Annotated in this window: 17 protein-coding genes; 15 read left to right on the top strand and 2 right to left on the bottom strand. The window is 71.1% G+C overall.

Translation table 11 applies throughout. The features are described from left to right. Positions 1-81: 81 nt before the first annotated feature. Both LCD35_RS21850 and LCD35_RS21845 read left to right on the top strand, forming a co-directional pair. Complete coding sequence (locus tag LCD35_RS21850) at positions 82-1488, top strand: sugar porter family MFS transporter (RefSeq protein WP_224960068.1); 1407 nt, start codon at positions 82-84, stop codon at positions 1486-1488. Positions 1489-1787: 299 nt separating this feature from the next. Next, complete coding sequence (locus LCD35_RS21845) at positions 1788-2078, top strand: hypothetical protein (protein ID WP_224960067.1); 291 nt, start codon at positions 1788-1790, stop codon at positions 2076-2078. A 102-nt stretch (positions 2079-2180) separates the two neighbouring features. Here the strand turns inward: LCD35_RS21845 and LCD35_RS21840 are convergent, their stop codons facing one another. Beyond that, positions 2181-4517, bottom strand: coding sequence for a (Fe-S)-binding protein (locus LCD35_RS21840; RefSeq protein ID WP_224960066.1), 2337 nt, complete (start codon positions 4515-4517; stop codon positions 2181-2183). Between the two features lie 439 nt (positions 4518-4956). Between LCD35_RS21840 and LCD35_RS21835 the strand changes: the two genes are divergently transcribed. The 8 genes from LCD35_RS21835 (at position 4957) to LCD35_RS21800 (ending at position 12001) form a co-directional block, all read left to right on the top strand. Continuing rightward, the gene (locus tag LCD35_RS21835; protein WP_224960065.1) at positions 4957-5436 is read left to right on the top strand and encodes a DUF1707 domain-containing protein; all 480 of its coding nucleotides are present in this window, start codon (positions 4957-4959) and stop codon (positions 5434-5436) included. An 87-nt stretch (positions 5437-5523) separates the two neighbouring features. Further along, positions 5524-5847, top strand: a complete 324-nt coding sequence (locus LCD35_RS21830; protein ID WP_224960064.1) for a multidrug efflux SMR transporter — start codon at positions 5524-5526, stop codon at positions 5845-5847. Continuing rightward, the gene (locus tag LCD35_RS21825; RefSeq protein WP_224960063.1) at positions 5844-6428 is read left to right on the top strand and encodes a TetR/AcrR family transcriptional regulator; all 585 of its coding nucleotides are present in this window, start codon (positions 5844-5846) and stop codon (positions 6426-6428) included. Before LCD35_RS21830 ends, LCD35_RS21825 begins: the two co-directional genes overlap by 4 nt. Positions 6429-6510: 82 nt before the next feature. After that, positions 6511-7347, top strand: a complete 837-nt coding sequence (locus LCD35_RS21820) for a hypothetical protein (RefSeq protein ID WP_224960061.1) — start codon at positions 6511-6513, stop codon at positions 7345-7347. Between the two features lie 209 nt (positions 7348-7556). Then, positions 7557-9449 (top strand): molecular chaperone DnaK, encoded by a 1893-nt coding sequence (gene dnaK, locus LCD35_RS21815; RefSeq protein ID WP_224967329.1) that lies wholly within the window; start codon positions 7557-7559, stop codon positions 9447-9449. Then, positions 9446-10159 carry a nucleotide exchange factor GrpE gene (gene grpE, locus LCD35_RS21810; RefSeq protein ID WP_225044751.1) on the top strand — a complete coding sequence of 238 codons (714 nt, stop codon included), beginning with the start codon at positions 9446-9448 and terminating at the stop codon, positions 10157-10159. The genes dnaK and grpE overlap by 4 nt, the downstream gene beginning before the upstream one ends. 169 nt (positions 10160-10328) lie before the next feature. Next, complete coding sequence (gene dnaJ, locus LCD35_RS21805) at positions 10329-11537, top strand: molecular chaperone DnaJ (protein ID WP_224960058.1); 1209 nt, start codon at positions 10329-10331, stop codon at positions 11535-11537. A 2-nt stretch (positions 11538-11539) separates the two neighbouring features. Further along, positions 11540-12001 (top strand): heat shock protein transcriptional repressor HspR, encoded by a 462-nt coding sequence (locus LCD35_RS21800; RefSeq protein ID WP_304612897.1) that lies wholly within the window; start codon positions 11540-11542, stop codon positions 11999-12001. Between the two features lie 82 nt (positions 12002-12083). On the opposite strand, the gene LCD35_RS21795 is transcribed toward LCD35_RS21800, so the two are convergent. Continuing rightward, a complete protein-coding gene (locus LCD35_RS21795; RefSeq protein ID WP_224960057.1) occupies positions 12084-13184 on the bottom strand; it encodes a globin domain-containing protein in 1101 nt (366 codons plus the stop codon). A gap of 298 nt (positions 13185-13482) precedes the next feature. Between LCD35_RS21795 and LCD35_RS21790 the strand changes: the two genes are divergently transcribed. The 5 genes from LCD35_RS21790 to LCD35_RS21770 form a co-directional block, all read left to right on the top strand. Further along, entirely contained in the window at positions 13483-14211 is a 729-nt protein-coding gene (locus LCD35_RS21790; RefSeq protein WP_224960056.1) for a pyridoxamine 5'-phosphate oxidase family protein, read from the top strand. 115 nt (positions 14212-14326) lie between these two features. After that, positions 14327-14818 carry a MarR family winged helix-turn-helix transcriptional regulator gene (locus tag LCD35_RS21785; protein WP_224960055.1) on the top strand — a complete coding sequence of 164 codons (492 nt, stop codon included), beginning with the start codon at positions 14327-14329 and terminating at the stop codon, positions 14816-14818. Positions 14819-15179: 361 nt separating this feature from the next. After that, the gene (locus LCD35_RS21780; RefSeq protein ID WP_225044750.1) at positions 15180-15731 is read left to right on the top strand and encodes a MarR family winged helix-turn-helix transcriptional regulator; all 552 of its coding nucleotides are present in this window, start codon (positions 15180-15182) and stop codon (positions 15729-15731) included. Positions 15732-15850: 119 nt separating this feature from the next. After that, positions 15851-18364 (top strand): MFS transporter, encoded by a 2514-nt coding sequence (locus tag LCD35_RS21775; RefSeq protein ID WP_224960086.1) that lies wholly within the window; start codon positions 15851-15853, stop codon positions 18362-18364. 38 nt (positions 18365-18402) lie between these two features. Beyond that, on the top strand, positions 18403-19150 hold a 748-nt coding region (locus LCD35_RS21770; RefSeq protein WP_225044749.1), incomplete at its 3' end, for a YceI family protein.

Genomic DNA, 19150 nt, shown 5'->3' with positions numbered 1-19150 from the left:
CAGACCCTAAAGTCCCCAGAGCCCGGCGCTCTCCCCAGGTGTGCAGCGAGGCAGACCGGCGAGCGGGCACAGGAGAACTCGATGTCGGTTACGCAGTCGCGCGACCCCGGTGCCTCGACCGGGCACCTGGGGCACGTCGTGATGATCGCGAGCGCGGCGGCGCTCGGCGGTTTCCTCTTCGGCTACGACACCTCGGTGATCAACGGCGGGGTCGACGCCATCCAGAGCTACTTCCAGGTCGGTTCCGCGATGACGGGGCTGGTCGTCTCCTCGGCGCTGCTGGGGTCGGCGGTCGGTGCCGGCATCGCCGGTGGACTGGCCGACCGGATCGGCCGGATCCGGGTCATGCAGATCGCCGCGGTGCTGTTCGTGATCAGCGCGATCGCCTCCGCCGTCCCGTTCGCCATCTGGGACCTGGCGATCTGGCGCATCGTCGGCGGCATCGCCATCGGCATCGCGTCGGTGATCGCGCCCGCCTACATCGCGGAGGTCGCGCCCGCCGCGTACCGCGGCCGGTTGACCTCGTTGCAGCAGCTGGCGATCGTGCTCGGCATCGCGCTGTCCCAGCTGGTCAACTACGGGCTGGCCGAGGCCGCGGGCGGCAGCGCCTCCAACGAGCTGGGGCCGCTGCAGGCCTGGCAGTGGATGCTCGGCGTCGCGGCGGTGCCCGCGCTGGTGTACCTGGTGCTGGCCTCGATGATCCCGGAGTCGCCGCGCTACCTGGTGGCCGCCGGCCGGGACGACAAGGCCCGCGAGGTCCTCAGCGGGATCGAGCCGGGCGACGTGGACGGCAAGATCGCCGAGATCCGGCGGGTGCTCGGCGAGCGCAAGCCGCGGTTCTCGGACCTGCGCGGCGGGTTCGGCGTGCTGCCGATCGTCTGGGTCGGCATGGCCATCGCCGCGCTGCAGCAGTTCGTCGGCATCAACGTGATCTTCTACTACTCGTCCTCGCTGTGGCAGTCCGTCGGCATCGAGGAGAGCAGCTCGCTGCTGCTGAGCCTGTTCACCTCGATCGTGAACATCGTCGGCACGTTCATCGCGATCGCGCTGGTCGACAAGATCGGGCGGAAGCCGCTGCTGGTGATCGGTTCGATCGGCATGGCCGTCTCGCTGGCGGTCACCGGCTGGGCGTTCAGCTTCGCGCAGGTCGTCGGCGAGGACGCGGTGCTGCCGCCGAGCTGGGGCGTGGTCGCGCTGATCTCGGCGAGCGCGTTCGTGCTGTTCTTCGCCGCCTCGTGGGGCGTGGTGCTGTGGGTGCTGCTCGGCGAGATGTTCCCGCCGCGCATCCGCGCCGCGGCGCTGGCCGTCGGCACCATGACGAACTGGGTGGCGAACTGGCTGGTCACGGTGAGCTTCCCGAGCCTGCGGGACTGGAACCTGCCCGCGACGTACTTCATGTACGCGGCGTTCGCGCTGATCTCGTTGGTGTTCGTGCTCCGCTACCTCAAGGAGACCAACGGCCGCTCCCTGGAGGAGATGGGCAGCTGACCGCTCCCCTCCACCGTCGCGAAGGCGCCCCGGGTATCTCCGGGGCGCCTTCCCGCGTGCGGTGTCCGCCGCTCAGCGCCGCGGTGAGCTCGAGTCGATCGCGGTCGCGGCCACCCGGCCGGGGGCTGATCACCGCTCGTGGCCAGCGGCGTCGAAATCCCCCCGTTCTCGCGATTAGGACCACTGGGACGGGTGGAAGATCGAGGTAAAGCGCGCTGAGTCGACCTTCACCCCGTAGGACTGGATGCGGCGATCGACACAGCTCGGCGCCACACCCACAGGACGACGGAGAGGTAGTCATGCAGCTCTCGAAGTTCGCGAAGACCGCAGCCACCGCCGGAATCGTGCTCGGCCTGAGCGCCCTCGCCGCCCCCGCGGCGCTCGCCGACGGGTACGTCACCAACAACCAGGACGGCACCAACGTGGGCGTGCACGAAGGCGGCTTGAACGGCAACGGTGCTGACAACGACAACGGGAACGGCAGCGGCAACGGGAACGGCAGCGGCAACGGCAGCAACATCCTCAAGCCTGGTGGTCACCACAAGGGGATGCCGGTGAGCGAGTACGTCGCCGGAAAGCTGGCAGGCTGAGCACGGTCGGCTAGTGATCCGGTCCGCGCAGCGAAGCGGACCGGGGCTGGATGACAGGAGGGGCGGCCCCACGGTGGGCTTGCCCCTCCTGCGCGTCCGGGGTCAGTTCTCGGACTTGTCCTGGTCCGGGAGGGGGGTGCCGGTCGGCTCGGCGTCGGTGGGGACGTCGGCCTTGCCGTTGGCTTCGGCCTCGCCACCGGTCTCGGCACCGCCGGTCTCCGCGGAGCCGTCGGCGACCGGGGCGGAGGCGCCGTCGCCGCCGCGCTTGACCGAGGAGAGCAGCAGCTGCGCGACGTCGATGATCTCGACGCTCTCCGAAGCCGCCCCTTCGTTCTGGCGGGCGGTGAGGCCGTCGTTGAGCATCACGCGGCAGAACGGGCAGCCCGTCGCGATCTTCTGGGGCGCGGTGCCCAGCGCCTCGTCGACGCGCTCCACGTTGATGCGCTTGCCGGTCTTCTCCTCCATCCACATCCGGGCGCCGCCGGCGCCGCAGCACATCGAGCGGTCGCCGTGCCGCGGCATCTCGCGGAAGTTCGCGCCGGAGGCGCCGACCAGGTCGCGCGGCGGCGTGTAGACCTTGTTGTGGCGGCCCAGGTAGCAGGGGTCGTGGTAGGTGACGTCCTCGGCGATCGGGGCGACCGGGACGAGGCGCTTCTCCCGCACCAGCTTGTTCAGCAGCTGGGTGTGGTGCACGACCTCGAAGTTCCCGCCGAGCTGCGAGTACTCGTTGGCGAGGCTGTTGAAGCAGTGCGCGCAGGTCGCGACGATCTTGCGCTTGCCGGGCTCGCGGCCCTCGAACACCGAGTTCAGCACCTCGACGTTCTGCTGGGCGAGCATCTGGAACAGGAACTCGTTGCCCGCGCGCCGCGCCGGGTCGCCGGTGCAGGTCTCCTCGCCGCCGAGCACGGTGTACTTGACCCCGGCCATGTGCAGCAGTTCGGCGACCGCGCGGGTGGTCTTCTTCGCGCGGTCCTCGAAGGCGCCCGCGCAGCCGACCCAGAACACGTACTCGGTGTCGTCTTCGAGCTCACCGTCGAAGACGGGGACCTCGAAGTCCAGGTCCTCGGTCCAGTTCAGCCGGTCCTTGGCGTTCTGGCCCCACGGGTTGCCCTTGTTCTCCAGGTTCTTGAACATCCCGCCGAGCTCGGTGGGGAAGTTCGACTCGATCAGCACCTGGTAGCGGCGCATGTCGACGATGTGGTCGACGTGCTCGATGTCCACCGGGCACTGCTCGACGCAGGCGCCGCAGGAGGTGCAGGCCCACAGCACCTCGGGGTCGATGACGCCCATCTCGTCGGGGCCGCCGACCAGCGGGCGCTCCGCCTCGGCCAGCGCCAGCGCGTTGATTCCCGCGAGCTTCTCCTCGGCGCCCTCACCGGTGATGCCGACCTCGTCGCCTGCCATGTCCTTGCTGCCACCGGCGAGCAGGTACGGGGCCTTGGCGTAGGCGTGGTCGCGCAGCGAGGTGATCAGCAGCTTCGGCGACAGCGGCTTCGCGGTGTTCCAGGCGGGGCACTGGGACTGGCAGCGACCGCACTCGGTGCAGGTCGTGAAGTCCAGCCAGCCCTTCCACTTGAAGTCCTCGACCTTGCCGACGCCGAAGACGTCCTCGTCCGGGTCGGCCTCTTCGAAGTCGAGCTCCTTGCCGCCGGACATCATCGGCTGCAACGCGCCCAGCGCCCGGCCGTCGCCGGCCTCGCGCTTGAAGTAGATGTTGAAGAACGCGGTGAAGCGGTGCCAGGCCACGCCCATCGTGATGTTCGAGGCGATCACGATCACCCAGATCATCGCGGACAGGATCTTGAACCCGGCGAAGATCGAGATGGCGGCGGTGCTCGACGGGAGGATGCCGCCCAGCGCGTAGGTCAGCGGCGAGGACCAGAACGGTGCCTCGAACAGCCCGGAGGCCTGCTTGAACGCCCGCAGGCCCATGATCCCGAAGCCTTCGAGGACCACGACGGCCTCGACGAAGTACGCCTGGCCGAAGTTCGAGCCCTCGAACCGGGACACCCGGTCCGCGCGGCGCGGGTGGTTCAGCTGGCGCACCCCGATCAGCCAGAACCCGCCGAGCACCGTGGTGATGCCCAGCAGTTCGACGATCAGGTTCCACGGGCCGAACCAGCTCAGCAGCGGGGTCTCGAAGGTCGGCACGAAGACCTCGAAGTAGGCCTCCAGCACGCTCAGGCTCAGGCCGCCGAAACCGACCATCACGAACCAGTGCGCGACGCCGACGTGGCCGAACTTGAGCATCTTGGTGTGGCCCAAGATCTCCTTGACCATGTTGCCGAACCTCGCCCCGAACGGGCCGCGCCTGGTCGGGTCGGGTTGTCCGAGGCGGATGGACGAGATCATCCGCCGCACGGTCCTGACGACCATGACCACCGCGACGGCCGTCACGGCCAGGCAGATCAGGCCCAGGACCAGCTGCAGCGCACCCATGCTCGCGGCCTCCATGTTCGGGGGTTGTCCGTTTGAGGAGCGTACGCCTTATTACCGATCGGTAACCAGCGGGGCTCCGGCGTGGTGGGAACGGGGTGATTCTGCGCAACGCCCTGCCGAAAAACTAGTTGGGCGATCGTGCAGCTTTGCGCGTGGGGGGATGTTCGCCGTGGTGGCGGCCACCGCGCAGTGGCACCGAGTGCCGCGTTCTCGCTGCTGGGCGCGACATCCCGGCCCGCTCCGCGCCACCGCCGGGCGGCCGACCCCGCCGTGCGCCGCCCGGCGGGGGCGGGTGCGACGTTCGCCACTTATCGCCCGCACCGGCCGCCACCTGATCGACGCGGCCTCCCGCGGAGGTGCCGCGGCGTATCCTCGAGGCCTCTCGGATGAGCGGCGACCGCCCTGGTCGCGACGTCATCGGGATCATGGGGGAAAGACGATGGACGACGCCGAGCAGCCCGCCGTGCGCGCCTCCGACGCCGACCGCGAGCAGGTCGCCGAGCGGCTGCGGACGGCCTTCGACGAAGGTCGGCTGGGCCTGGCCGAGTACGACGAGCGGGTCCGCGACGCCTACGCGGCCGTCACCCGGGCCGACCTGGTGCCGCTCACCGCGGACCTGCCCGCCGCCGCGGAGGCCGCCGCACCGCCCGCGAAGCGGTCCCGCGCGCCCCGGCTCCGCAAGGAGTGGCGGGACTGGGCGCAGACCGGGTTCCTGCTGGTCGGGATCTGGGCGGTGATCTCGTTGGCCGGCGGCGGCCCGATCTTCTTCTTCCCGATCTTCCCGCTGGGCATCTGGGCCGTCGTGCTCGTCTCGCAAGCGCTGTTCGGGCACGGCGACTCCGACGGCTCCGGGTGCGACGAGGACGGGGACGACGAGAACGGGGACGACGAGCCGGATGCGCGTCGGCTGGAGCGCTGACCGGTCCTGCCCCGCCCGCCGGGAGCAGGCGTAACCTTCGGGAGAAAGAACTAGGGCGACTGTTCAACTTTCTCCGAGGGGGACCGGGTGGCGTACCTGCTGCTGGCGATGGCGATCTGCTCCGAGGTGGTCGGCACCGTCTCGCTGAAGCTCTCCGAGGGGTTCAGCCGGCCGCTGCCCTCGGTGCTGGTCGTGCTCGGCTACGGCGCCGCGTTCGCCGCGCTCGGGCTGGTGCTCAAGGCCGGGCTGCCGGTCGGCGTGGTGTACGCGATCTGGTCGGGGGCCGGCGTCGCGCTGATCGCGCTCATCGGCGTCGCCTTCCTCGGCGAGAGCATCACCGCGGTGCAGCTCGGCGGCCTCGCGCTGATCATCGGCGGTGTGGTGGCGCTGGAGCTGGGCGGCGCGCATTGACCGCCGGGACCGACGGCCGCCGCGCCAAGGGCGAACGCCGCAGGCGCGCGATCCTCGACGCCACCCTCCGCGTCGTCGAGCGCGACGGGATCGCCGGGACCAGCCATCGCGCCATCGCCCGCGAGGCGGGCGTGCCCGCCGCGTCGATCTCCTACTACTTCACCGGGATCGACGAGCTGCTGGTCGCGACGCTGCTGGAGAGCGTCGACCTGCTCGTCGCCGACATCGGGCGGATGCGCGCCCGCACCCCGGCGGACGCGGGCGCGTGGGCGCGGACCATCGCGGAGAACCTCGCGCTGCTCGTCGACGGCAGGCGGGCGCGGACCATCGCCGAGTACGAGCTGTACCTGCTGGCCGCCCGCAGGCCCGCGCTGCGCCCGGCCGCCCGCCGGTGGATCGAGGTCGCCGCGGGGCAGGTGGACCGCGGGCTCGACGTACCCCCCGAGGTGGTCACCGCCTTCTTCGCCGCGGTGGACGGGCTGCTGATGCAGGCGCTGATCGCCGACGAACCGCCGGGTGCCGCGGACTTCGAGCCGGTGCTGCGCTTCCTGCTCCGGCCGCTGGGCGCCGAGGTCGGCTGACCCGGTCGGGCGACGCACCCGCGATCATCCGGTCGGGGGCGGCTCGCGGTCGTTACCGTGCGGGCCGAGCTGGAGGTGCGTGGTGCGAACGGGACTCGCGGCCGCGGGTGCGGCCTGCCTGCTGGTGGCCGGGCTGGTCATCGGGTGCGACCGGGCCGAGCACGACGAGGTCGGCTGGCGCTGGAACGGCGGCGAGGTGCGCTGGGGCGGCGGGCGCGCGGACCGGGGCGAGCGGTCCGAGGTCATCGCGGAGCTGCCCGGCATCAGCTCGGTGCGCCTCGACCGCACCGACGGGGACGTGGTGGTCCGGCACGTGCCGGGCGGGCGCGGCGAGGTGCGCGAACGGGCCCGCGACCGGCCGCCGGACGCGGCGGTGCTGCACCGCGTCGAAGGCGGCGTGCTCGTGCTGCCCGGCTGCCCGGACGACTGCTCGGTGGACTACGAGGTGGACCTGCCCGCCGCGGTCCCGGTCGAGGGCGGCGGCGCCGCGGGAGCCCTGGAGGTCGACGGCATGGCCTCCGCCCGGCTCGAAGCGGGCGCGGGCGAGGTGCGGATCTCCGAGGTCGCCGGACCGGTGCGGGTGCGCAGCGGCGCGGGCGGCGTCGAGCTGCGCGAGCTCGGCGGCGACGTGGCGGTGTCCACCGGGACCGGCCGGATCGACGGCGAAGGGCTCGCCGGCGCGAACGTCGTGGCCGAGGCGCGCACCGGCTCCATCGACCTGGAGCTCACCGCGCCGCGCAGCGTGCGGGCCGAGACCGGGACGGGCACCGTCGCGGTAGTCGTGCCCGACGGCGCGTACCGGGTGGACGCGGCGGCGGGCCTCGGTTCGCAGGACGTCGAGGTGGCCACCGATCCGGGCTCGCCGCGACGGCTCGACCTGCGGACCGGGACCGGTTCGGTCCGCGTCTCCGCCGCCTGACGGCCGCGCGCCGGGTGCGTGACCCGGATCTCGACGGCTTCCCGGGAACTTCCGCCGCAGCTCAGGCGTTGTCCAGGCAGAAACGTTGAGCGAAGTGCGCTCAACCCGGTTTGACGACCGGAGCGGGCCGGGGGTAAAACTTGAGTCGGCAAGGCTCAACGGACTACCCGGTCCGGGGCGCAAGATCAGGGAAGCAGGAGGAACCATCCATGGCGCGAGCGGTCGGCATCGACCTGGGGACGACCAACTCCGTCGTTTCCGTCCTCGAAGGCGGTGAATCGACGGTCATCGCCAACTCCGAGGGCTCGCGGACGACGCCGTCCATCGTCGCCTTCGCGAAGAACGGCGAGATCCTCACGGGTCAGCCAGCGAAGAACCAAGCGGTCACGAACGTGGACCGCACCATCCGGTCGGTCAAGCGCCACATGGGCACCGACTGGAAGACGGACATCGACGACAAGGCGTACACGCCGCAGGAGATCAGCGCGCGAGTGCTGATGAAGCTCAAGCGCGACGCCGAGGCCTACCTGGGCGACGACGTCACCGACGCGGTGATCACCGTCCCGGCCTACTTCGAGGACGCCCAGCGCCAGGCCACCAAGGAGGCCGGCCAGATCGCGGGCCTCAACGTGCTGCGCATCGTCAACGAGCCGACGGCCGCCGCGCTGGCCTACGGCCTCGACAAGGGCGAGAAGGAGCAGACGATCCTCGTCTTCGACCTCGGTGGCGGCACGTTCGACGTGTCCCTGCTGGAGATCGGCGAGGGCGTCGTCGAGGTCCGCGCCACCAGCGGTGACAACCACCTCGGTGGCGACGACTGGGACGAGCGCATCGTCGACTGGCTGGTCGAGAAGTTCAAGACCTCCAACGGCATCGATCTGACCAAGGACAAGATGGCCTTGCAGCGGATCAAGGAAGCCGCGGAGAAGGCCAAGATCGAGCTGTCCAGCTCCTCCACGGCCAACATCAACCTGCCGTACATCACGGTGGACTCCGAGAAGAACCCGATGTTCCTCGACGAGACCCTGAGCCGTGCGGAGTTCCAGCGCATCACCTCCGACCTCCTGGAGCGCACCCGCAAGCCGTTCGAGGCCGTGGTGCGCGACGCGGGCGTGAAGGTCGCCGACGTCGACCACGTCGTGCTCGTCGGCGGCTCCACCCGGATGCCCGCGGTCACCGAGCTCGTCAAGGAGCTCACCGGTGGTCGCGAGCCGAACAAGGGCGTGAACCCGGACGAGGTCGTCGCCGTCGGCGCCGCCCTGCAGGCCGGTGTGCTGCGCGGTGAGGTCAAGGACGTCCTGCTGCTGGACGTCACCCCGCTGTCCCTGGGCATCGAGACCAAGGGCGGCATCATGACCAAGCTGATCGAGCGCAACACCACGATTCCGACCAAGCGCTCCGAGACCTTCACGACCGCGGACGACAACCAGCCGTCGGTGCAGATCCAGGTCTTCCAGGGCGAGCGCGAGATCGCGGCGCACAACAAGAAGCTCGGCATGTTCGAGCTCACCGGGCTGCCGCCGTCGCCGCGGGGCGTGCCGCAGATCGAGGTCTCCTTCGACATCGACGCCAACGGCATCGTGCACGTCAACGCGAAGGACCTCGGCACCGGCAAGGAGCAGTCGATGACCATCACCGGCGGCTCCGCGCTGCCGAAGGAGGACATCGACCGGATGGTCTCCGACGCCGAGGCGCACGCCGAGGAGGACAAGAACCGCCGCGAGGAGGCGGAGGCCCGCAACCAGGCGGAGACCCTCGTCTACCAGACGGAGAAGGTCCTCACCGACAACGACGAGAAGCTGCCCGAGGAGACCAAGACCAAGGTCAAGTCGGCCGTCGACGAGGTCAAGGAAGCCCTGAAGGGCGAGGACGTCGCCGCCATCAAGGCCGGGGTCGAGAAGCTGGCCACCGAGTCCCAGGCGCTGGGCCAGGCCCTCTACGCCGACGCGGGTGCCGACGCCGCGGCCGGTGCCGCCGGTGCGGCCGGTGCGGCCGGTGACGCGGCGGGTGCGACCGCCGGCGCCGGTGCGACCAGCGGTGGCGCCGAGGACGTGGTGGACGCCGAGATCGTGGACGACGAGGACGAAAAGAAGAAGAAGTGACCACCGAGAGCTCAGGCGACTCCGACCGGCAGCAGTCGCCGCAGGACGAACAGGAGCCGGTGGTGGTCCGGGACCGCAGGCGGATCGATCCGCAGACCGGTGAACCCCGGGCCGCCACCGAGCAGGGGCAGGTGGCGGAGAGCATGTCCGGCACGCTGGACGAGGAACTTGCCAAGGTCGGTGAAGGCGCCGCCGCCGAGGAGGCGCCCGAGGCCGAGGACGGTGCGGACGCCGAGCTGCGCAAGCAGGTCGACGAGCTCACCGAGGACCTCAAGCGGGTCACCGCCGAGTACGCCAACTACCGCAGGCGCACCGAGCGCGACCGCGAATCGGTCGTCAACGCGGCCAAGGCGTCGGTGGTCGGTGACCTGCTCACCGTGCTCGACGACCTGGAGCGGGCCGATTCGCACGGTGACCTCACCGGCGCGTTCAAGGCGGTGGCCGACAAGCTCGTCGGTTCGCTGAACAACGCGGGCCTGGTGGCCTTCGGCGCCGAGGGCGACGAGTTCGACCCGTCGGTGCACGAGGCCGTGCAGCACACGACCTCCTCGGAGGTGTCCGGACCGACCGTCACGACCGTCATGCGGCGTGGCTACCGGTTCGGCGACCGGGTGCTGCGGCCCGCCATGGTCGCCGTCACCGATCACGAGCCGGAAGCGGCGGCACCACCGGAGAGCGGTGCCGAGACCGGCGAGGACACGGCACAGTGAGATCACGACCCCGCTCGGCGGAACGCGGCACGACCGATACGGGAGGCCGCGTCCCGCGTGGCCTCGCCTGGCCATCGCGGCCGGGCGGGGTCGGGTTCGCGCCGACGGCGACGACCATGCCGGCCGAGGCCGGTGCAGTGCGACAGCGAAGCGGAAGGAGGGGCGCCCGGTGAGTGCCAGGGAATGGCTCGACAAGGACTTCTACGGCGAGCTGGGCGTCTCGTCCGACGCGAGCGCTGACGAGATCAAGAAGGCGTACCGGAAGCTGGCGCGGGAGAACCACCCCGACGCCAACCCCGGCAACAGCGCCGCCGAATCCAAGTTCAAAGCGGTCTCCGAGGCCTACGGCGTGCTCTCCGACCCGGAGAAGCGCAAGCAGTACGACGAGGCGCGCCGGCTGTTCGGCAGCGGTTTCGGCGGTGGCCAGGGCGGTTTCGGCGGTTTCGGCGGCGGCGCGGGCACCGGTGGCGCGGGCGGGTTCGACCTGGGCGACCTGTTCGGCGGTGGCGCCGGGCCGCGCCCCGGCGGCGGTGGCGCCGGCGGGCTCGGCGCCCTGTTCGGCGGGTTGTTCGGCGGCGGTGGCGCCGGTCGCCGCGGCGGTACCGCCGGCGCGAGCAGGCCGCAGCGCGGCTCCGACGTGGAGACCGAGGTCCGCATCGACTTCGCCGAGGCGGTCCGCGGCGCGACCGTGCCGCTGCGGCTGTCCAGCCCGGCCACCTGCCTGACCTGCCACGGGTCCGGCTCGAAGCCGGGAACCCGGGCGCGCACCTGCAGCACCTGCTCCGGTGCGGGCCTGGTGACCCGGAACCAGGGCGCGTTCGCGTTCAGCGAGCCCTGCCCGGACTGCCGCGGCCGCGGGCAGATCATCGACGACCCGTGCCCGGACTGCCGGGGCGAAGGAGTCGCGACCCGCACCCGCACGTTGACCGTGCGGATCCCGTCCGGGGTCAACGACGGACAGCGGATCCGGCTGGCCGGTCAGGGCGAACCCGGGCGCAACGGCGCGGCGGCGGGTGACCTGTTCGTGGTCGTCCACGTCAACCCGCACCGGGTGTTCGGACGATCCGGTGATGATCTCACCGTCACCTGTCCGGTGACCTTCCCCGAGCTGGCGCTGGGCACTACGTTGACCGTGCCGACGCTCGACGGGAAGGTCTCGCTGAAGGTGCAGCCGGGCACCGCGAGCGGCCGGACGCTGCGGGTGCGCGGCAAGGGCGTCGGCCGGAAGGCGGGTGGCAGCGGTGACCTGCTGGTCACGCTGCAGGTCGCGGTGCCGTCCAAGTTGGACGACGCGGCGGCGGAGGCGCTGCGGTCCTACGCGGAGGCCACGGCGGACCACGATCCGCGTGCGGAGTGGGACGAGCTGCTCGGGAGGTAGTCATGGGTGACGGTCCACGAAGCTCGCGGCTGAACGTCACGATCGGATTCCCGCCGGGGGCCAACGAGGACACGCCGATGTTCGTGATCTCGGTGGCCGCGGAGCTCTCCGGGCTGCACGCCCAGACGCTGCGCAGCTACGACCGGCTCGGGCTGGTCTCGCCGGGGCGCACCCCGGCCGGCGGGCGGCGCTACTCGGCGCGGGACATCGCGCTGCTGCGCGAGGTGCAGCGGCTCTCCCAGGAGGAAGGCGTCAACCTCGCCGGCGTGAAGCGGATCATCGAGCTGGAGAACGAGGTGGACGCCCTGCGCGACAAGGTGCAGGGCCTGCTGGAGGAGCTCACCGCCGCGCACGCCGCGGCCGAGCAGACCGCGGCGCGGGTGCACGCCTCCTACCGCCGGGACCTCGTGCCCGTGCACCAGGAGACCGCCCTGGTCGTCTGGAAACCGGACTCCCGCCGCTGATCGTCCGCCCGGCCCCGCCGCGACGAGCTCGGACGGCGGAACCCCGGCGACCTCTGCGCGACCCGCCGCGGGCGCGCGGAGATCAGTCCAAGGAGAACGGGTCGTAGTGGATCTGGTCCAGCGGGACTCCCGTGACCAGCAGCTTCGACACCGTGGCGCGGACCATCGCCGGGGAGCCGCTGATCAGCACTTCCCGCTGCGACCAGTCGTGGCGGGCGACGGCGTCGGCCAGCGATCCCTGCTCGGCGCCGGTCGCGCTCGGGTCCTGCTCCAGGACCGGGACGACGGTGAACCACGGGTTGGTCATCGCCACCCGCTGCAGGTTCGCCAGGTCGTAGAGGTCTTCGCGGGTGCGGCCCCCGTAGTACAGCCGGACCTGCGGGTTCTCGCCGTACTGGGCGAGGTCCTCCACGATGGCGCGCATCGGGGCGAGCCCGGTGCCACCCGCGATCATCAGCACGTCCCGCGGGTTCTCCCGGTCCACGTGCAGCTGGCCCATCGGTGAGCCGATCCGCCACCGGTCGCCGCGCTGGGCGTGGCCGACGAGCGCGCGGCTGACCCAGCCGCCGTCGACGGCGCGGACGTGGAATTCGAGGACGCCGTCCTCGCCGGGCATGTTGGCCGGGCTCAGGTACCGCCACAGCCGCGGCCGCTGCGGGACTTCGACGCTGACGTACTGGCCGGGGTGGTAGGGCACCGGGTGATCGGTCTCGACCCGGATCACCGCGAGTTCGCGGTTGAGGCGGGTGTGGCCGATGACTTCGCCGTCGTACCAGGCGGGCCCGTCGTCCTCGTTCGCCGCGCTGATCATGGCGGTGGCCATCACGGTGTACGCCTCGGCCCAGGCGCGTTCGACCTCCTGGGTCCAGGCGGGCCCGGAGTGCTTCTTGATGGCGGCGAGCAGGGCGGTGCCGACGGCTTCGTAGTGCTGGGAGACGACGCCGAACTTCCGGTGGTCCCGGCCGAGCTGGTGCAGGAACGGCAGCAGGTCGTCGGGCCGGTCGATCATCTGGATGATGTGCACGAGCGCCCGCATCAGCCGGTCGCGGACGGTCTCCATGTTGGCGGAGAACAGCTCGCGGGTGTTCGGCGCGATGCTGAACAGCATGGCGTAGAAGAACCTGGCGACTTCGTCGGAACGAGCGTCGATGCCGGCCCAGCTCTCCCGGATCAGGTGGACCATCTGGCTCGCGCGTTCCGGTGTCGGCCGGTTCGGACGGGGGCCCGGGCTCAGTACGGCGTTCGCTGACATGGTTCGGTCGCGGTCTCCACGAAGTCGGTGGGCATCCGGTCAGGTGCACACTGCTGCATTGCGTGATGTCCCCCGACGTCGAGGACCATAACGCTTCGTCGTGTCCTCACACTATTGATGCCACGTTTGAGGGCGTTTCGACTACTCAACGTCGAGAAAGTCGGATATGTAGCGGGGAAACCTGCGTCTGATGGTGTGGGTCGTGTCGGTCACATGTCACTCTGTGCGCGTGCGTCCCGAAACTCAGACCGCCGAGCCCACCAGCGGCGGCCGCGCCGACCACGCGAACCGGCGGCCGACCGCGCCGAGCACCGCGCCCGGCCCCGACACGCCTCGCCGATCGCGCCGGAGCACCGAGGTCGACGAGCGCCCCGCGGCGGAACTGCCCGGCTCCACCGGCGAGCACCTGCTGCAGGAGGCCCACGGCACCGAGAAGCGGGCCCGGCGGTTCTACGACGACCAGGTCCTCGACCACCTCAACACCCGGATGCGCGAGTTCATCGCGCGGATGGAGATGGCGTTCGTGGCGACCGCCGACGGCGGCGGCGAGTGCGACGCCAGCCTCCGCGCGGGTCCGCCCGGATTCATCGAGGTCCTCGACGACCACCACCTCGCCTACCCCGAGTACCGCGGCAACGGCGTGATGGCCAGCCTCGGCAACATCAGCGAGAACCCGCACCTCGGCATGCTGATGGTCGACTTCACCGAGGACCTGATCGGCCTGCACGTCAACGGCACCGCGGAGATCGTCGAGGACTCCGACCTGCGCGCCCGGCACCCCGAGCTGCCCGTCGAGTTCGACCGCGGTCGCACTCCGGAGCGCTGGGTGGTCGTCGAGGTGGAGGAGGCCTACATCCACTGCCGCAAGCACATCCCGCGCATGGTCCCGATGTTGCGCAAGCGCAGCTGGGGGACCGACGACGCGAAGCGCAAGGGAGGCAGCTACTTCACCGACTGAGCCCCGGCGGAGCGGGCCGCGACCACCCCTGCAGTGGGAGGACACTGGGCGAAAGGGACACTGGTGCCGCGCGGAGCGACGCGCCAGTGCACGACGGCGGGCGGAGAACACAGCCGTGATCGAGCGGATCGAAACGCCGGCGAACGGCCCGGCCACCGGTGCGGGCGCGCCGGACCGGGAGCGCAGGGGCGCGGCCGAAGCGGTCGAGCGCGAACTCGTCATGATGTTCCGGCGCGCCCGCAACTTCTCGATGACCGTGGCCTCGCAGGTCCACCCGGACCTCGACCCGGCGTCCTACAGCCTGCTGCTGATGGTGGACGACGCGGGTTCGCTGCGCGGCATGGACGTCGCCGACCGGACCGGGCTGGACAAGTCGACGGTCAGCAGGCAGATCGCGACGCTCGTCGAGCTGGACCTGCTGGAGCGGGTGCCGGATCCGGACGACGGCCGGGCGCGCCGCATCCAGCTGTCCGCGTCGGGCCGGTCCCGGCTGGCGCAGGTCCGCAAGCAGCGGCGCAAGCACCTGCACGGCGAGTTCGCGCACTGGAGCACCGAGGACCTGCAGGACCTCTCCCGCCTCCTGGCAAAACTCAACCGCATGTTCTGATTTGCTCCTCTATGGGCTCGCCTTGCGTGGGGGTGGGGTGGCGGAACCTCAGCGGTCCCCTCGCTGCGGGATCTTTTTCCCGAGTGGCTCCGCCACGAGGGAAGAAGCTGTCCTCGCGAGGGAACCGCTGAGAACCCGCGGGTGGTCTTGTTGGTCAGGTGGTCGGCGGCTCAGCGGCTTCGCCGCTGACGGGAAAGAGGCACGACGCCGCCGGGCGGGGTCGAAGGCAGGTGGGGTTCGCGCGGCTCGTCGTCCGGCTGCGGTATTCCCGGCGGCGGGCGTGGGGCGTCCCACTCCTGGATAAGTTGCCTTCTGCAACTAACCTCTTTATAGTTGCGTGCAGCAACTAAAGGAGTGGCTCGTGGGACCGACACCGGAAACGTGCAGCGAACTGCTGCGGCCCCTCCGCGCGTTGATGGGGCTCAAGCAGACCGCGGTGCAGATCCTCAACCAGCAAGCCCGGACCGACCTGCCGTACGCGGCCAGCGGACTCCTCGGCGAGCTCGTGCACTGCGGGGAATCGCGGGCCTCCGAGCTCGCCGCGCACCGCTTCGTCGACGCGTCCGTGGTCAGCAGGCAGGTGTCCCAGCTCGAAAGCGCCGGGCTGATCACCCGCCGCGCCGACCCGCAGGACCGCCGGGTGTCCCTGTTGCGCGCCACCGAGGAAGGCGAGCAGGCGCTGGTCCGCATCGAGCGGCACCGCGCCGAATGGCTCAGCCACGCGCTCAGCGACTGGGACGACTCCCGCGTGCGCGACCTGGCCGAACTGCTCGACACCGCCGCCGCCGACCTCCGCCGCGCCGTGCTCCCCGAGCACCTCGCGGCCCACGAAGGAACCTCGCACCCGGCCCAGCCGCAGGTGCCCGCCGACGACCGACGCCCCGCCGCGTCGTCCCAGGAAGGAACTCGATGACCCGCTCGACCATCGGCGAAGCCCCGTCGACGAGCTCGCCGCCGACCGGCCGGCCCGCTGACGGCGAGTCCGCCGCGCACCGGGACGGCGGCCGCCACCAGGTCGCCGCCGACTCGCCCATGACGCACCGCCAGATCCTGGAAGCGATGTCCGGGCTGATGCTCGCGCTGCTGGTCGCGATCCTCAGCTCGACGATCGTGTCCAACGCCCTGCCGCGCATCCTGTCCGACCTCGGCGGCAGCCAGAGCCAGTACACCTGGGTGGTCACGGCGATGCTGCTGACCTCCACCGCCTCCACCCCGATCTGGGGCAAGCTCTCCGACCTGTTCAGCAAGAAGCTGCTGTACCAGATCGCGATCACCGTGTTCACCCTCGGCTCGGTGCTCGGCGGGTTCGCCCAGACGATGCCGCAGCTCATCGCGTTCCGCGCCGTGCAGGGCATCGGCATGGGCGGGTTGCAGGCCCTGATCCAGGTCGTGATCGCCGCGATGGTCTCGCCGCGGGAACGCGGTCGCTACAGCGGTTACATCGGCGCCACCTTCGCGGTCGCCACGGTCAGCGGGCCGCTCGTCGGCGGACTCATCGTGGACACCTCGTGGCTCGGCTGGCGCTGGTGCTTCTGGGTGACCGTGCCGATCGCGGTGATCGCGTTCATCGTCCTCGGCCGCACGCTGAAGCTGCCGGTCATCAAGCGGCCGGTGCGCATCGACTGGTTCGGCGCGCTGTTCCTCGTCGGCGGCGTGAGCCTGCTGCTGGTGTGGGTCTCGATGGCGGGCAAGCAGTTCGACTGGGCCTCGCCGGAGACCGCCGCCTACGTCGGTGGTGGCGTGGTCGCGCTGATCATCGCGATGATCATCGAATCGCGGTTCCCGGAACCGATCGTGCCGTTGAGCATGTTCCGCAACCCCACGGTGACGCTGGCGACCATCGGCACCGTCGCGGTCGGCACCGCCATGTTCGGCGGGTCGGTGTTCCTCGGGCAGTACTTCCAGATCGCCCGCAGCTTCAGCCCCACGCACGCCGGGTTGATGACGCTGCCGATGGTGCTCGGGCTGTTCCTGTCCTCCACCATCTCCGGGCAGATCATCTCCCGGGGCAGCGGCAAGGTGAAGCCGTTCCTGATCTTCGGCTCGATCGTGCTCGTGGTCGGCATGGGCCTGCTGGCGACCATGGACCACACCACGAACCTCGTGCTGATCGGGTTCTACCTGGCGCTGATGGGCATCGGCGTCGGCTCGCTGATGCAGAACCTGGTGCTGACGGTGCAGAACGTCACCACCGGCAAGAACGTCGGTTCGGTGACCTCGGTCGTCACGTTCTTCCGGACGCTCGGCGGTTCCGCCGGGGTGTCGGTGCTGGGCGCGGTGCTGGCCTCGCGGGTCACCGACTACGTCAACGACGGCCTGGCGCGGATGGGCATCCCGGTCGGCGCGGGCGGAGCGGGCGGCGGTTCGCTGAACGTGGACGCGCTGCCCGGCCCGATGCAGGAGATCGTGCGCTCCGCCTACGGCGACGCGATCGGCGACATCTTCCTGGTCTCCGCCTGCATCTCGGTGATCACGCTGCTGGCGGTGGTGTTCATCAAGGAGGTCCCGCTGCGGCGGACCATCGAATCCCAAGACGAAGTCCGGGTGGAAACTGTGGACAACCAACCGCTTCCTGTGGACAACTCGGTCGGCGCGGAGACGACGCCGCTCACTCGCCAGAGTGGTTCCGCGCAGCTTGCAGGGGGGTCGCACGCGGCGGCACCGCACTTCGGCGAGCCTGTGGACAACTCTGTGGGCAACCACTCCCGTTCCTGGTCAACGACGCAAGCGAGCGCCGGGAGCAACGGGAACGGGCGGCACCTGGCCGGCGATCTCGCCGGAGCCGGGACGAGCGGCGGCGGGCTGTACGTGCAGGGGTCCGCGCAGGACTCCACCGGCAACCCGGTCGCCGGGGTGGTGCTGACCCTCACCGACTCGCTCGGCAGGCAGGTCGAGCGCGCCCGCACCGACGCCGACGGCGGCTACCGGCTCGACGTCCCCCGCGGCGGCACCTACGTGCTGATCGCGGCCGCCGGGACCTACCAGCCGACCGCCTCGATGGTCGTGGTCAGCGACAAGCCGGTCCGCCACGACGTGCGGATGTTCGGGTCCGGCGGGGTCGGCGGCGTCGTGCACTGCGGCGACCGCGAGATCTCCGGGGCCACCGTGGTGCTGACCGACCTGCGCGGCGAGGTCGTCGGCTCCCTGGCCAGCGGGCCGGACGGGAGCTTCGCGTTCACCGACCTCGTCGGCGGCTCCTACGCGCTGACCGCCACCGCCGAGGGCTTCCGCCCGGTCGCCACCCCGGTGGCCGTCGCGGACGGCGAGCGGGTCGCGCTGGACGTGGAGCTGGAAGCGGGGGCCGCACTGACCGGCGTGGTGCGTTCGGCGAACCTGGGGCTGCCGGTCCCGGACGCCCGGGTCACCCTGCTCGACGCCGCCGGTGAGGTCGTCAGCGCCGTCACCACCGACGCCGAGGGCGGCTACGCGTTCACCGACCTGCCCGACGGGGACTACACGGTCATCGCCACCGGCTACCCGCCGGTCGCGGCACCGCTGCGGCTCGCCGGGGCGCGCACCACGCACGACGTCGAATTGGGGCACTGAGCATGACCGCGGTGCGGAGCGGAAGGAGCGGTACGCAGGTGAGCGGAGCCGGATCGGTGACGGCGCAGGTGCGCACCGGGGACGGGTGGCCGGTGCCGGGAGCTGCGTTGACCCTCATCGACGGGGCGGGCGCGCAGGCCGCGCGGGTGCAGACCGCGGAGGACGGCGCCGCCGTCGCCGACGGGCTCGCACCCGGCACGTACACGGCGATCGTCACCAACCTCGGCTACGAGCCGCTGGCCCGGACCACGCTGGTCCGGGACGGGCAGGAGGCGGCGCTGGGCGTGCTGGAGCTGAGCCGGGCGGGCGGCAACGAGCTGCCCGCGCCGGGGACCTGGGTGATCGATCCGGCGCACTCGTCGATCCGGGTCAGCGCCCGCCACCTCGGCATCACCAGCATCCACGGGCGCTTCACCGAGTTCAGCGGGGAGGTGCGGGTCGGCGACCCGATCGAGTCCACGGGCGTGGCGGTGCGGATCACCGCGGCCAGCGTGGACACCGCCAACGAGCAGCGGGACGCGCACCTGCGCACCGCCGACTTCCTCGACGTGGAGCAGCACCCGGAGATCACGTTCACCGCGACCGGGCTGCGGCCCGCGGGCGGTGAGCGCTGGGAGCTCGCCGGTGAGCTGACGCTGTGCGGCGTCACGCGGCCGGTGGTGCTGGACACGCACTACGCGGGCGTCGGGCCGGACCCGTGGGGCGGTTCGCGCGCCTCCGCGTCGGCCACCGCGGAGCTGCGGCGCGAGGACTTCGCGATCACCTTCAACCAGGCGCTGCGCACCG

Origin of the sequence: Saccharopolyspora sp. 6V (assembly GCF_020176785.1) — a bacterium.
Taxonomy (GTDB): Bacteria; Actinomycetota; Actinomycetes; order Mycobacteriales; family Pseudonocardiaceae; genus Saccharopolyspora_C; species Saccharopolyspora_C gregorii.
Note: the sequence above shows the minus strand (reverse complement) of the source record. Positions and strands in the feature narration are given on the sequence as shown.

Coding starts and splice junctions, on each gene's coding strand:
- LCD35_RS21775 (WP_224960086.1), top strand. CDS start 15,851: ATGACGCACCGCCAGATCCTGGAAGCGATGTCCGGGCTGATGCTCGCG.
- LCD35_RS21850 (WP_224960068.1), top strand. CDS start 82: ATGTCGGTTACGCAGTCGCGCGACCCCGGTGCCTCGACCGGGCACCTG.
- LCD35_RS21845 (WP_224960067.1), top strand. CDS start 1,788: ATGCAGCTCTCGAAGTTCGCGAAGACCGCAGCCACCGCCGGAATCGTG.
- LCD35_RS21835 (WP_224960065.1), top strand. CDS start 4,957: ATGGACGACGCCGAGCAGCCCGCCGTGCGCGCCTCCGACGCCGACCGC.
- LCD35_RS21840 (WP_224960066.1), bottom strand. CDS start 4,517: ATGGGTGCGCTGCAGCTGGTCCTGGGCCTGATCTGCCTGGCCGTGACG.
- LCD35_RS21800 (WP_304612897.1), top strand. CDS start 11,540: ATGGGTGACGGTCCACGAAGCTCGCGGCTGAACGTCACGATCGGATTC.
- LCD35_RS21795 (WP_224960057.1), bottom strand. CDS start 13,184: ATGGTCCACCTGATCCGGGAGAGCTGGGCCGGCATCGACGCTCGTTCC.
- dnaK (WP_224967329.1), top strand. CDS start 7,557: ATGGCGCGAGCGGTCGGCATCGACCTGGGGACGACCAACTCCGTCGTT.